Source organism: Acinetobacter sp. 1125_18A (genome assembly GCF_052824985.1).
On record NZ_VTDG01000004.1, the window covers coordinates 25,817 to 39,466 of the forward strand.

At 35.9% G+C, this 13,650-nt stretch carries 13 protein-coding genes; 12 read left to right on the forward strand and 1 reads right to left on the reverse strand.

What is annotated here, in order from left to right:
* Positions 1-4: 4 nt before the first annotated feature.
* The 11 genes from moaCB (at position 5) to FY049_RS08350 (ending at position 11,049) form a co-directional block, all read left to right on the forward strand.
* The gene (moaCB, locus tag FY049_RS08300; RefSeq protein ID WP_446083507.1) at positions 5-928 is read left to right on the forward strand and encodes a bifunctional molybdenum cofactor biosynthesis protein MoaC/MoaB; all 924 of its coding nucleotides are present in this window, start codon (positions 5-7) and stop codon (positions 926-928) included.
* Positions 925-2,142 (forward strand): molybdopterin molybdotransferase MoeA, encoded by a 1,218-nt coding sequence (locus FY049_RS08305; protein WP_446083508.1) that lies wholly within the window; start codon positions 925-927, stop codon positions 2,140-2,142. The genes moaCB and FY049_RS08305 overlap by 4 nt, the downstream gene beginning before the upstream one ends.
* Positions 2,143-2,177: 35 nt before the next feature.
* Positions 2,178-2,801 (forward strand): NTP transferase domain-containing protein, encoded by a 624-nt coding sequence (locus FY049_RS08310; protein WP_262781867.1) that lies wholly within the window; start codon positions 2,178-2,180, stop codon positions 2,799-2,801.
* A 48-nt stretch (positions 2,802-2,849) separates the two neighbouring features.
* Positions 2,850-3,101, forward strand: coding sequence for a MoaD/ThiS family protein (locus FY049_RS08315; protein ID WP_224965202.1), 252 nt, complete (start codon positions 2,850-2,852; stop codon positions 3,099-3,101).
* A 1-nt stretch (position 3,102) separates the two neighbouring features.
* Positions 3,103-3,582: a molybdenum cofactor biosynthesis protein MoaE gene (locus FY049_RS08320; protein ID WP_224965203.1), complete on the forward strand. Its 480-nt coding sequence runs from the start codon at positions 3,103-3,105 to the stop codon at positions 3,580-3,582.
* 131 nt (positions 3,583-3,713) lie between these two features.
* The gene (locus tag FY049_RS08325; protein ID WP_446083509.1) at positions 3,714-6,143 is read left to right on the forward strand and encodes an FdhF/YdeP family oxidoreductase; all 2,430 of its coding nucleotides are present in this window, start codon (positions 3,714-3,716) and stop codon (positions 6,141-6,143) included.
* Positions 6,144-6,224: 81 nt separating this feature from the next.
* Positions 6,225-7,013 (forward strand): formate dehydrogenase accessory sulfurtransferase FdhD, encoded by a 789-nt coding sequence (gene fdhD, locus FY049_RS08330; RefSeq protein WP_446083510.1) that lies wholly within the window; start codon positions 6,225-6,227, stop codon positions 7,011-7,013.
* A 41-nt stretch (positions 7,014-7,054) separates the two neighbouring features.
* Positions 7,055-7,798, forward strand: a complete 744-nt coding sequence (modA, locus tag FY049_RS08335; protein ID WP_166783542.1) for a molybdate ABC transporter substrate-binding protein — start codon at positions 7,055-7,057, stop codon at positions 7,796-7,798.
* Between the two features lie 9 nt (positions 7,799-7,807).
* Positions 7,808-8,497, forward strand: coding sequence for a molybdate ABC transporter permease subunit (modB, locus tag FY049_RS08340; protein WP_004721653.1), 690 nt, complete (start codon positions 7,808-7,810; stop codon positions 8,495-8,497).
* A 4-nt stretch (positions 8,498-8,501) separates the two neighbouring features.
* Positions 8,502-9,125 carry a molybdenum ABC transporter ATP-binding protein gene (locus FY049_RS08345; RefSeq protein WP_224965206.1) on the forward strand — a complete coding sequence of 208 codons (624 nt, stop codon included), beginning with the start codon at positions 8,502-8,504 and terminating at the stop codon, positions 9,123-9,125.
* Between the two features lie 622 nt (positions 9,126-9,747).
* Positions 9,748-11,049, forward strand: coding sequence for a dicarboxylate/amino acid:cation symporter (locus tag FY049_RS08350; protein ID WP_224965207.1), 1,302 nt, complete (start codon positions 9,748-9,750; stop codon positions 11,047-11,049).
* 154 nt (positions 11,050-11,203) lie between these two features.
* Here the strand turns inward: FY049_RS08350 and FY049_RS08355 are convergent, their stop codons facing one another.
* Positions 11,204-12,091, reverse strand: a complete 888-nt coding sequence (locus FY049_RS08355; RefSeq protein ID WP_056515367.1) for a LysR substrate-binding domain-containing protein — start codon at positions 12,089-12,091, stop codon at positions 11,204-11,206.
* Between the two features lie 556 nt (positions 12,092-12,647).
* Between FY049_RS08355 and FY049_RS08360 the strand changes: the two genes are divergently transcribed.
* Positions 12,648-13,544: a LysR substrate-binding domain-containing protein gene (locus FY049_RS08360; RefSeq protein ID WP_166783546.1), complete on the forward strand. Its 897-nt coding sequence runs from the start codon at positions 12,648-12,650 to the stop codon at positions 13,542-13,544.
* Positions 13,545-13,650: the final 106 nt, after the last annotated feature.

Genomic DNA, 13,650 nt, shown 5'->3' on the forward strand with positions numbered 1-13,650 from the left:
TTTTATGAAAAATGTAGGCATGAAGCCTGAGAGTTATCGTATTGCTACTGCAAGTTCAGAGTTATTCGCGCCTCCGCATTGTTTACAATTATTAGCAGAGGGTAATACTGAAAAAGGCGATGCACTAAAAACAGCACGAATCGCAGGGATTCTTGCAGCCAAACGTACTGATGAGCTTATTCCGCTTTGTCATCCTTTACCTATTTATCGAGCTGATGTCGATTTTGAAATACTAGCAGATCGCGTCAAGATTACGGCAACCGTAGAAACGATTGCGCCAACTGGTGTTGAAATGGAGGCTTTAACTGCCGCAAGTCTGGCTGCGCTCACGATTTATGACATGTTGAAACCGCATTGTGAACCAGATGAACTGATGATTGGTCATTGCAAACTTGAATTGAAAAAGGGCGGGAAATCGCACTATAAACGTCATCTTCGACAAGCTGTATCAGCTGCAGTCATTGTTTTATCAGATAGTGTCGCTTCTGGCAAAAAACCTGATACTGCGGGACGTTTTGTGGTTGAAACCTTAACTGAGGCTGGATTTGATCCAATTCACTATCAAATCATCGCTGATGAGCCTTTGCAACTAAAACAATTGATTGCAGAATTGGTGCAATCTTATGGATGCATCATTACGGTGGGTGGGACAGGCATAGGTAAGCGCGATATTACTGTTGATACGATAGAACCATTATTGGAAAGAGAGCTGAATGGTCTGATGGAAGCGGCACGTGCTTTTGGGCAAAGACGGACACCTTATGCTGCAATGTCTCGTGGTGTAGCTGGTTTTATTGACCGATCATTAGTTATTACGTTACCAGGAAGCCGTGGTGGTGCTTCTGAATCTATGGCAGCGATTTTACCTGCCTTGGTGCATATCTTTGATGTATGTCGAGACTTACCACACCCAGGAGGTTATGAATGAGTTGTTCTGGTCAAGGATTAATAGGTTTAGATCAAGCATTGGCAGCTTATTCTACGGTTGAATCACGAGCGGTTCAGACTCTGCCACTGGTAGAAGCACATCAACATTATCTGGCACAAGATGTCCTGTCTGAGATTGCATTACCTCTATTTACTCAGAGTGCAGTAGATGGCTATGCCTTAAAAAGCGAAGATATTCTTGCCGGTATTACCGTGTTTGAATTGGTTGGAGAAATACGCGCAGGTATTGAAGAATATGTTCAGATTGAGTCTGGACAATGTGTTCGAATTTTTACAGGCGGTAAATTGCCAGATTCGGCTGATACAGTTGCCAGACAAGAAATAGTATCTAAACTAGATAGCCGAATCAGCTTAAATCAAGCGCTTAACAAAGGGACAGATATTCGTTATCAAGGCGAAGAATTATCTATTGGGACAATATTGGCAAAGCAGGGCCAATATCTAAAAAGTGGCTTAGTTGCATCACTAAGTATGGCAGGGGTAAAAGAGGTCAGTGTTTTTAACCATCCTCGTATTGCTGTATTGATTACAGGGGATGAAGTCAGCAAAAGCCTTGATAATAGCGCTCAGGTTTTTGATGCGAATTCGCCAATGGTTTTGACATGGTTGAAGGAAAGAGGTTTTTACTCGATCCATTTAGAACATGTGATAGATGACGAAACTGTCTTGAAAAAGGCTTTAGCAAATGCCTTAGATCATTACGATTTAGTTATCACGACTGGTGGGGTTTCAGTTGGAGATTATGATTTGATTCGTCCTGTTTCTCTTGCATTAGGGGCAAATGAAATTTTTTGGCAAGTTGCTCAGAAACCAGGCAAACCGATTTATTTTGCTGAATATAAAAAACCAAACCAGTCTTCCTATTTATTAGGGTTGCCGGGGAATCCAGCAGCAGTATTTGTTTGTTTAGAAATCCATGTGTTCACTTTGCTTAAAGCAATGCAAGGTTTAAAAGAAGCAAAACCAGAATGGGAGAAGGCAAGCTTAAGCGAAGCTGTAAAGGGTGATAGTCGAGAACAACTGTTGCGTATGAAACTGAATGTTGATGAGCAAGGGCAACTTAGTGTTTCAAAACTCAAAAAACAGCAATCGCATATGCTAAGTAATTTAAGTGAAGCGAATGTCATTGGTCGAATTCCAGTGTTTAACAATGCTGAAAATTGCCCCAAATTCATTGAGTTCATTCGTCTTTAGTATTTTGAGTCTAATACGCTTGGGTAACAATAAAAATGTCTCAATATCCAAATACTGACTTAGTCATTTTAGCTGGTGGTCAAGCTAGACGGATGCAAGGTAAAAACAAGCTTTTGCAGCAGTTTGATCATGAAATGCAATTGCTTAAAATCTATCGTCAATTTTGTGATGAGGTTGCGAAAATTTGGGTAAATAGTCATCAGGACTGTATTGTTTATCAGGAGATCATCGCTGAAATAGCCTGTTTTTCAGATGATCAGGCGGGATTTTTAGGGCCATTAATGGGAATGAAAAGCGCATGGGCACATGTAACTACAGATTATATTCTGTTTATTCCTTGCGATATTACTTTTATCCCTAAAGATGTCTTATCAAAAATGCATCAAACTTTATTGGATGCAGAAAATTCTCAAGCTGTATTTATCTCTATAAACGAACAAAACCTTTACCCATTTTGTTTGTTAAAAAGAGACAGCTTAGCTACGCTCGAAAAGCATTTGGCTAATGAACAATTAAGTATTCGAAAATGCTTTGATGATTTGAATCCAAAGGTCGTTAAATATGAAAACCCTATAAGTTTTCATAGCATTAATTCAGAACAGGAGTTAAGACTATACCGTGAAGAATTACACATATTCAGTGGTTCAAATTCAATTTAGTTCACCCTAAATACTCATTGTGGCGCTATGCTTAAGTAAAGGTGTTAAATGGCAGAGATTCAAATTAAGATTGAAACTTATGGTGCAATTGAAAGACTGTTACCTAAAGATTTAAATTTTTCTTGTGTTGAAAATAGTATGGTCTCAGAAATTTTGCAGCAAATTTCTGATCAATATGCTGATTGCGCTAGTCTTTTAGAGAAGTGTGCATGTGCGATTGGTGAAGAAATTATTCCCCGTCGACATCGATTAACAAACCATTGTACATTGGTTTTATTATCCCCTGTAGCAGGAGGCTAACATGACAAATGGATCTCGGATTAAGGAAACGGATCTGAGTTTAGATGATTTTAAAACCATTGATCATTTTCCTGAATGTGGTGGTATTGGAATTTTTATTGGAACGGTTCGAAATCACCATGAAGGTCGCAGTGTTAAGGCATTAAAATATACTGCTTATAAGCCCATTGCTGAAAAAATGATTCGTGTAATTGAGCAAGAAATACAAAACAAATATGCAGTATCATATATTCAGGTTATTCATAGAATTGGCGCTCTAGATATCGGAGGCAAAGCAATCATCGCAGTGGCTTATGCGCCGCATCGAAGAGAAGCTTTTATGGCGTGTGAAGAGGCTGTAGAACGTGTAAAACATGAAGTTCCAGTATGGAAAGAAGAGTTTTACTCAGATGGTTCCAGTGAATATGTTGCTGGCTGTTGTATCCGGAAAGATGAAGATGTTTCGCATAAACATCTTCATTTGAATTCACATTCTCATTAAGTCGTTGTAAATTAAGCAGCTTAAGTTATAAGAATGATGAATGATTATTATGAAAAGTTACCATGTAAAGTAAATGAATTTTTTCTTGAGCTGATTTTTTAATCAGATAAGCCATTAAAGAGGGCACTCAAATGAACGATTTAGAAAAAAATAAACCTGAAACAGAAGGTCAAGAACGCCATATTCAGGAGAATACCAATTTCGCGCGTATCGAACCCTATACGCACCCAGCTGGTGGTTGGGGCGCTTTGTTGAGTGTTGCTAGAAATTTAAAAAGGCAAGAAGTCTTTGCCAAAGGCTCAATTACATTAATGAATATTAACCAGCCGACAGGTTTTGACTGTCCTGGTTGTGCATGGCCTGAAAAAAAAGATACGCACGCATTTAACTTTTGTGAAAATGGTGCAAAAGCTGTTGCATTCGAAGCAACCAGTAAACGAGTTACTCCCGAATTTTTTGCGCATCACACAGTGAGTTGGTTAGCTGAGCAAAATGATTTTTACCTCGAAGATTTGGGGCGACTCACAGATCCAATACGTTATGACGCGGCTACAGATAAGTATGTCCCAATTTCTTGGGATGATGCATTTAAGCTTATCGCTCAACATCTTCAAGCTTTGGATCATCCAGATCAGGCAGCATTTTATACATCTGGTCGGGCAAGTAATGAAGCGGCTTTCTTGTACCAGTTATTTGTCAGAAGTTATGGAACAAATAACTTCCCTGATTGTTCAAATATGTGTCATGAAACCACCAGTATTGGTTTGAAGGATTCAATTGGGCTTGGCAAGGGTACCGTTACTTTAGATGATTTTGATCAAGCGGATACTGTATTTAGCTTTGGGCATAATCCTGGTACCAACCACCCTCGAATGTTAGGAACTTTACGTGAAGTATCGCGTAGAGGTGGAAATATTATTGCGATTAATCCAATCAAAGAACGTGGATTAGAGCGTTTTCAGGATCCTCAAGCAGCAATTGAGATGATGACGAATGGCAGTACGCCCATTAGTCGCTTTTATTTTCAGCCGAAAATTAGCGGAGATTATGCGCTTCTGTTAGGTATGATGAAGCATCTTCATGAATGGGATAAACAGGCAATACTTGCAGGTAAAACGGGGGTATTTGATCGGCAGTATATTGCTGAGAATACTGTTGGCTTTGATGAAATGTTAAAAGAAGTTGACCGAACAGAATGGCGTGATATTTATCAGTATTCAGGTCTCTCTTCGGAAAACTTAGAATCAATTGCTAAAATGTTTTGCGAGTCTGAGCGTTCGATTTTTTGTTGGGGGATGGGCATAACACAACATAGACACGGCACTGCGAATGTTCATATGTTGGCTAATTTACTTTTGGCAAAAGGACAGATTGGTCGTCCGGGAGCAGGCCTATGTCCAGTTCGTGGGCACAGTAATGTGCAGGGTGATCGGACCATGGGGATCAATGAATTACCAAGTGAAAAAATGCTGGATGATATTGATCGTGTTTTCAACATTAAATCGCCACGTAAACATGGCTATGGCGTGGTGGAAACGATTAAAGCGATGTATGAGGGCGATGTTAAAGTCTTTATTGCTTTAGGCGGGAATTTTGCAGTTGCGACACCTGACACCCCATATACTCAAGAAGCGCTTAAACGCTGCTCACTGGTGGTAAATATTGCAACAAAACTCAATCGTAGCCATCTCGTGTGTGGTAAAGACGCCTTGGTTCTTCCATGCCTAGGTCGTACCGAACTGGATAAGCAACTGAAAGGGAATCAGGCGATCTCAGTTGAAGATTCAATGAGTAATGTGCATTTGTCCGCTGGGCGCAATGAACCTGCATCAAAGAACTTGCTTTCTGAACCTGATATTGTTGCACGAATGGCTGAAGCGACATTACCTGACTCTAAAATTAAATGGCGTTGGTATGTTGAGGACTATGATCGTATACGTGATTCTATTGAAGAGGTTTTTGAGGAGTTCAAAGATTTCAATGGGCGAGCCTATCAACCAGGTGGTTTCCATCTTATTCATCCTGCCAATGCTAAAGTTTGGAATACACCCGTGGGTAAAGCACAATTCCTGATTACGCCATTAACCCAAGTCTATAACGATCAAGAAAATCAATTTTCTGCCCAGTATACGAAGAGCAAAGTCTACACTTTAATGACGATACGTTCGCATGATCAGTACAATACGACCTTATACGGTCTTGATGACCGCTATAGAGGTGTGTTTGGCCAGCGCCGTGTATTATTTATAAATCAACAAGATATTGATGAAGCAGGTTTTGTTGCTGATCAATGGGTTGATATTGAAAGTGTATTCTCTGATGGGGTAAAAAGAGTCGTGAAAAGTTTCCGAATCGTTCCCTATAACATTCCACCAGGAAGTCTGGCCGCTTATTATCCTGAAACCAATCCACTGGTTGCGCTTTCAAGTCATGATCAATATGCCAAGATTCCAGCTTCAAAAAGTGTTCCTGTTATTTTACATGCTGGCGATGCACCTGAGCACTTCAATTTATTTACTGAGGTCGATCCTGAGAATGCAGAAAAAAAGGTTGAGATTTAATTATTTACTGGTTTATTGCAGGATACGTGAAATTGGATAGTAACCTATGATTGCTATCCAGAATTGTAAGGAAAGCTCAAGTTGGAACCACTATTTTCAGGTTATGCGTCAGTTCAAATTACACGATTTGATCAAGATAAAACAGATGTTCAGTTTGATCAGGTTGTTCAAGAATATCCTATAGCATTGGTTTATAACGGTATATCTCATGCTGTGATGATGGCTACACCAACTGATATCGCTGAATTCGCAAAAGGATTTAGCCTTTCTGAAGGAATAATTGCAAGTTTAAAAGAGCTTTACTCGCTTGATATTATTCACAACAATTTTGGTATACAGGTTGAGATGAAAATTTCATCAAAAGCTTTTATGGCATTAAAACAACATCGCAGAATGCTGATTGGTAGAACAGGATGTGGTTTATGTGGTATAGAAAGTCTTCAACAACTTCAATTTTCATTGCCAAAAATTAGTTCTACAATTCAATCAGAATGGTTAAGAGAAATTCCTAACGTAATCAAACAATTAAAAAACCAGCAAAAGATTACCGCTGTGACTGGTGGAGCTCATGCTGCTGCTTGGGTTGTGGAGGGGAACATCCATGCTATTTTTGAAGATGTTGGAAGACATAATGCGCTAGATAAATTACTGGGTCATATCTCAGCAGAGAACTTTGATCTGTCAAAAGGATCTGTGGTGATGACCAGTCGAGCAAGTTATGAACTGATTAGAAAGTGTGTTGTATTAAATATCGCATTACTTGCAACAATTTCTGCGCCTACCAGTCTGGCAATAGAGATGGCACAAGCTTCAGGTCTCACATTGGCAAGCTTTTGTCGGGGTGACGGTTTCGTTCTTTATAGTCAGTAATGCTTAGCGATCAATTTTTTGTTATTCAAAGGAAGATGTCGATGAAAAAAATTTTATTCAGTTTAAGTTTGCTTGCCATGGGCCATGCTTATGCAGAAGATACAATCACAGTCTACGCTGCAGCCAGTTTAACCAATGTTCTAGCAGAACTAGATCAAAAATATGAAAAGAAAAATAATATAAAAATTAAAACATCTTATGCAGGTTCATCGACACTGGCAAAACAGATTGAAGCAGGAGCACCAGCCAATTTATTTATCTCTGCCGATGAGCAGTGGATGAATTATTTACAAGATAAAAAATTGATTAATCCTAAAAATAGAAAAAATCTACTTGGTAATCGTTTAGTATTGATTAGCCCGAAAAATCAAAACATACCATTCAAAATGACCCCATCATTTGACCCAACTACCGCATTTAAAGGCAAGCTTTGTACAGGCGATACCAAAAGTGTTCCTGTTGGAAAGTATGCGAAGCAAGCTTTAACATCATTGCAGTGGTGGGAAAAAATTCAGCCGCGTTTAGTTCAAGCAGAAGATGTTCGCGTTGCACTGAATTTTGTGGCACGTGGGGAATGTAATGTGGGGATTGTTTATTTAACTGATGCTGCAATTAGTCCAGATGTTAAGGTTATTGCTGAGTTTCCGTTAAACACGCATACACCGATTGTTTACCCAATGGGGATGGTAAAACCGACCCCTGAAACTGTTAAGTTTTATCAATATTTACAAAGCAATGAAGCTAAAACCATATTTAAAAAATATGGCTTTAGCGTTCTTAATTAGAAATCGGCTATGTTTGATGTACTGTCACCAGCAGAAATTGAAGTCTTAAAACTCTCTTGTAAAGTTGCTGGTTTTTGTCTGATTTTTAGCTTGATTCCAGCCATTATCGTTGGCTGGATTTTGGCACGTAAAGATTTTTTCGGAAAATCATTATTTGAAACATTGATTTTTTTACCTTTGGTGTTACCGCCAGTTGTGCCAGGTTTTTTACTTTTACAAGTTTTTGGTAATCGAGGCTTCTTAGGGAAATATTTAACGGAGTTCGGCCTAGATTTTGCATTTAATTGGAAAGGTGCAGTCTTGGCTTCGGCAGTGATGGGATTTCCATTATTGGTCCAATCGATTCGTCTGGCGATTGAACTTGTTGATCAAAAGCTAGAAATGGCTGCAAAAACTTTGGGCGCATCTGCATTTTCAACATTTCTGCATGTGACTTTACCTTTAGCGAGTAGTGGTATTTTAATTGGTGCAATCTTATGTTTCTGTCGTAGTTTAGGAGAGTTTGGCGCAACAATTACATTTGTGGGGAATGTTGAGGGTGAAACCAGAACTCTGCCGCTTGCGATGTATAGTTTGATGCAACAGCCTGATATGAATCATGCATTACAACGTCTGATTATGATTTCATTGACTGTGGCATTTTTGGCATTATGGTTTGCGCAGTGGTTTCACCGCTATCAAAAGAAAAAACAGAGTTAACGTAATGCATTTCGATTTTAAAATAACCCTGAAATTTAATAAATTTAATTTAAATCAGCAATTTAAGTCTGATGAAAGTGTTGTGGGATTATTTGGACATTCTGGTTCAGGTAAAACCAGCATTTTAAATGCGATAGCTGGCTTACGTACGCCACAACAAGGCTGGATCAAAGTGAACCAAGATACTTGGTTTGATCATGAAACAAAAATAAATATCCCCACTCAAAAACGCCGTGTGGGGTTAGTCTTTCAAGATGCCCAATTATTCCCACATAAAAATGTTATGGGAAATTTAAAGTTTGGATATAACCGAATTGATGTTGAGCGACGTCAATTTGAGTTGGACTATATCGTTGAATTATTAAAGCTGAGCCATCTACTTGATCGGATGCCAATACACCTTTCTGGTGGTGAAAAACAGCGTGTAGCATTGGGTCGTGCGATTTTATATTCGCCGAATATTTTGCTATTAGATGAACCTTTATCAGCCTTAGATGCAGAGCATAAAGCTGAAATTATTCCATTCTTTCAACAAATAAAGAATGAGATTAAAATTCCTATGTTATATGTGACTCATGATATCGAGGAAGTCAAACTGTTAACAGATAGCATTTGGCACTTATCATGATTGTCGATTGGGTTTAATTTGAAAAATTCATTTTATATTTTTTTAGAATAAATTGGGGATATTTTAGAAATTTAGAACCATAAAATAAATATGGCAACTCAATTCTAGATTTGTATAACAACCTATGTTAGAAAAATAATAGGGTTACTAGAAAATGACTGCAAGAGAAATTAAAAGCTCTTTTAAAGCACATCAAGGTAGCAGCGTTTAATCAAAAACTAATAGAGCAAATATTAAAGTAAGTACTAAGGTAGACAAAATTTGTAATTCAAACTTATGATTTTTAATTTTATCTAGTGATATGATTTAAAACAATAAAATGAAATGAGATTGCTCCAATACATCATTTGTATTCGATTTTTAACAAATAGATGAATTAAAAAATAGCTGTTTTGGTAATGATAAGACGTGGTTAAAAATATGCATTATTTGCATACAAGATTTAATTTTTGCATTGTCGTTTTATAAAAAAAAAAGCAACACTTGCGACAGCGGATTGTTGAGCCATTTTTTTTAACGAAAAAGTAAAGCCATCGCTATGTAACCAAAATGGATAATCATCAAAGTCTGTATGTAAGATCAAAATTTTGATGTAAATAATATTAAAGAAGGAATTTGTTTTATGAATCAAAAAAAATTACTCAAATATATTTTGATTGCAATGATATCAGGAGTATTGGTGGGTTGGGTATGCCATAGTAATTTAAATACCATACAAGCAACTGAAATTTCTTCATACTTCAAGATTGTCACTGATGTCTTTTTAAGATTAATTAAAATGATTATTGCGCCTTTAGTATTTGCAACAATTGTTTCTGGCTTGGTATCAATGGGAAAGTCATCTTCTTTAGGATCAATTACCTTAAAAGCTATGAGTTGGTTTATTGGGGCATCTTTACTTTCACTTTTACTCGGTATGAGTCTAGCAAATTTTTTCCAACCTGGTGCTGGAATGAACCTGACTATTCCGAAGCAAGCTATCGATGTTGGTGTTAGTGCATCAGGTTTAAGTCTACAAACTTTTATTACTCATATTTTTCCACGCAGTTTTGCTGAAGCAATGGCGAATAATGAGATTTTGCAAATTCTAGTTTTTTCAATTTTCTTTGGTTCCGCATTAGCCTATGTTCAGCACGAAAATGAAGCTACTGTAATTGGCCGGATTATTGATGAGCTTTGTCGAGTCATGTTCCGCATTACAGATTATGTTATGGCTTTTGCACCTGTTGCGGTTTTTGCGGCAATTGCTTCTGCCATTACAGTTCAAGGACCTAGGTTAATTCTTGATTATAGTATTTTTATTGGAGAATTCTATATCGGATTACTTATTCTTTGGATGATCCTCATTTCATTCGGCTACATCTTCTTGAAAAAAGATGTATTTAGATTGATGCGAGTGGTTCGCGAGCCTACCATATTGGCATTTGCTACAGCCAGTAGTGAGTCAGCATACCCAAAAACGATGGAGGCTTTAGACAAATTTGGGATTCCTAAACGAATTACCAGCTTTGTGCTTCCATTAGGTTATTCATTTAATCTTGATGGGTCTATGATGTATATGGCATTTGCTGTTTTGTTTATTGCACAAGCTTATAATATTGATTTGAGCTGGACTCAGCAGGCTTTAATTCTAGTTACGTTAATGATAACCAGTAAGGGAATTGCTGGTGTTTCTCGTGCATCTATTGTCGTTATCGCTTCAACTCTAGCCATGTTCAAATTGCCTGAAGCTGGTATTTTATTAATTTTAGCAATCGATCAATTTCTAGATATGGGACGTACTGCAACTAATGTCATTGGCAATAGCATTGCAACTGCTGTAATTGCTCGTACAGAAGGCGATAAATATGAGCATGCTGAACAAGAGAATGAAGTGATTGAATCAAATGCTACCCCAGTAAATCGATTAGCAGATAATTGCTAATCTGTTTTATGTAGCATATAAATAACCTACTAAAAAAGAGTATCAACAGTGATTTTAAATAGCAAGCTTGATGTTGTATTTATCACTTAATTTAATGATCACTATGTTGATGCGGGTTTTTAAGATCATAATTAAAATACCATATGCTAATTTTTTATTTTTTTGGTGCAGTTATTGATCTCCATATCTGATTAATACTATTTGAAATAATAATTTTGTGTCTGATAATGTAGACATCTTGAGATGTATTATAGTTTTTGTTATCTATTATTTTTAATTTGTTTTCGGAGATCTCTTTTTCAATTAATAATTTTGGTAGCCATGCTATACCCAAACCTTGTATAACTAATTCTTTTAAATCACTGGCATTATCTGTTTCATATAGAGTTCGATAATTTAGATTTTTTTCAATCACCTCATCAACGCAGTTTCTTAAATATGCTTGTTTACTATATGCCAATAGGGGGAAAGGCTGATCAATTGAATATTTAGGAATACCATTATCAAGTGCAGTAACAGGGAGTATTTCCATTTTCACAATTTTATGAAAGACAAAAAGAGAAAGATCAAGTTGCTGTAATGTTTTTTGATCGCAATAGCAAATTAATAAATCACAAGAGCCATCTTTGAGTAAACCCAGCCCTTGTTTGAAGTTGGATGCAATAATTTCTAATTTTAAATCTTCTAAATTTATTAATGAATCATTGATAAATCGTGGGAAAAATTGGGTTGTTAAGGAGTGTGATACAGCAAACCTTATATTTAATTCATTATTTTTAATATTTTTTTCAAGATAGTTGATTGTTGCATTAAGTTGGTTTTGGATATTTTTTGAGGAAGCTAATAAAATTTGTCCCGCTTCGGTAAAATCAATATTTTTACTATATCTTTTTAGAATTTGGAATCCAAATGCATTTTCAATGTTCTGAATTCTCCGTGTAAATGCAGATTGTGTGACATGTCGTACCTCTGCTGCTTGAGAAATTGATTTTTCTTGCTCTAGAGCAAGTAAGTCTTCAATCCATCGAATTTCTAATGTCATAACTAATACTTAATGCAGACTTTTATAAATTATAATATATTATGTGGAAAATTAATGTATTAATATTTTTAAAAAATAGAAAAAATAATTTTAATATCAGTTTTCTATTGCTAGGGATTTTTTTTGATAATTATTAACCAATTTTTAGAGTATACGCTATTATAAATATTGCTTAATTTAAAATGAATGGTTTTTAAAGTATATTTTTTAGAATCTTAGCTATAAATAATTAGGTTCTAGTCAAAAAATAAGCATTTTTGCTGAGCTTGTTAATTTTCTTTACGATCTAATAAAATCTGATAATTTTGATAAAGAAAGATTAGCAGAAATAATATTAACTATTGGAAAATTAAATATAGGAAATTATAGATATTTAAGCCATTTAGTGACAATCTTAAGTGAAGAGTTTTCTATATTCATGTTTGATTAAATCATGAGATGATAACTTTGTAGAACCAGTCTTGGCAGTAGCTCAAAATAAATGAGTTATGTCATATTTTTGTGGACTTTTCATTGCTAAAGTATAAATTTAGTTATAAATGGGTATTAAGTTTTTATGATACAAAACATAGAGTTAAGGTGGTTGTATGATCTTATTGTTTTAGAAAAGTATCGAAACTTTACAGTTGCCGCAGATATAAGAAATATTTCGCAATCCTCTTTAAGTAGACGTATTCAGACTTTAGAGAACTCTTTGGGATTTGAAGTTTTTGACAGGGATACATCTCCTCTAAAATTGACAGAAAAGGGCAAGCTATTTCTTTTACATGTAAGAAGTTTATTAGATGATTTTGAATACAACATCGATAAAATTAAAGGTACTAATGATATAAGAAGTAGAGTAACTATAGCTTCAGCACATTCATTAGCAGGATATATTTTTCCTAAAATTTTGGGGAATTTAAAAAATTATCAAGAAAAAATCTTTTATGTTGAGTCAATCAATGTAAATGAGACAGTTGATCATCTAAGAAATGGGAAATGTGATTTTATCGCTTCTTTTTATGATGATGAGCTTATGAACACTCAATTTTTATGCCATAAACTTTTCTCAGCAAAATTATATTTAGTTACGGCCCCAAATCATTTAGGGTGTCCTAAGTTTTCCCTTGAAGATGGTTCGCTTCCTTTAATGAATTATACCGATGATAGTTATATGGGAAAGAAAGTAAATAAATTTCTTCAAGAACATCAATCTCATTCTTTTAGTACTACGTTTGTATCATCAATGAGTATCTTACTTAAAGATATGATTAAAGGGGGATATGGTGTGGGCTGGTTGCCAGATTACAGTATCCAAGATGAACTTAAAAATAATGAACTCATGGTTATTCCTCTAAAAAACTCTGTGTTATCTGTTGATATATATTTATATAGAAGTAGTTCTAGATTGAATGCCGCATCAGAAGGATTATGGAGTTTTGTTAAAGCTATAGATTGGGAAATTACATAGATGGAAATAAATCCGTAGCACTTTAGTTTTTTAAATAATTGTACTTTTAAGTTTGTAGCTCTGATCTAATAATAATGTTTATATCAGTCTATTGTACACACCAATA

Bases quoted from the DNA above. Each gene is read 5' to 3' on its own strand.
- moaCB (WP_446083507.1), top strand. From the start codon at position 5: ATGAAAAATGTAGGCATGAAGCCTGAGAGTTATCGTATTGCTACTGCA.
- FY049_RS08305 (WP_446083508.1), top strand. From the start codon at position 925: ATGAGTTGTTCTGGTCAAGGATTAATAGGTTTAGATCAAGCATTGGCA.
- FY049_RS08310 (WP_262781867.1), top strand. From the start codon at position 2,178: ATGTCTCAATATCCAAATACTGACTTAGTCATTTTAGCTGGTGGTCAA.
- FY049_RS08315 (WP_224965202.1), top strand. From the start codon at position 2,850: ATGGCAGAGATTCAAATTAAGATTGAAACTTATGGTGCAATTGAAAGA.
- FY049_RS08320 (WP_224965203.1), top strand. From the start codon at position 3,103: ATGACAAATGGATCTCGGATTAAGGAAACGGATCTGAGTTTAGATGAT.
- FY049_RS08325 (WP_446083509.1), top strand. From the start codon at position 3,714: ATGAACGATTTAGAAAAAAATAAACCTGAAACAGAAGGTCAAGAACGC.
- modA (WP_166783542.1), top strand. From the start codon at position 7,055: ATGAAAAAAATTTTATTCAGTTTAAGTTTGCTTGCCATGGGCCATGCT.
- modB (WP_004721653.1), top strand. From the start codon at position 7,808: ATGTTTGATGTACTGTCACCAGCAGAAATTGAAGTCTTAAAACTCTCT.
- FY049_RS08345 (WP_224965206.1), top strand. From the start codon at position 8,502: ATGCATTTCGATTTTAAAATAACCCTGAAATTTAATAAATTTAATTTA.
- FY049_RS08350 (WP_224965207.1), top strand. From the start codon at position 9,748: ATGAATCAAAAAAAATTACTCAAATATATTTTGATTGCAATGATATCA.
- FY049_RS08355 (WP_056515367.1), bottom strand. From the start codon at position 12,091: ATGACATTAGAAATTCGATGGATTGAAGACTTACTTGCTCTAGAGCAA.
- FY049_RS08360 (WP_166783546.1), top strand. From the start codon at position 12,648: ATGATACAAAACATAGAGTTAAGGTGGTTGTATGATCTTATTGTTTTA.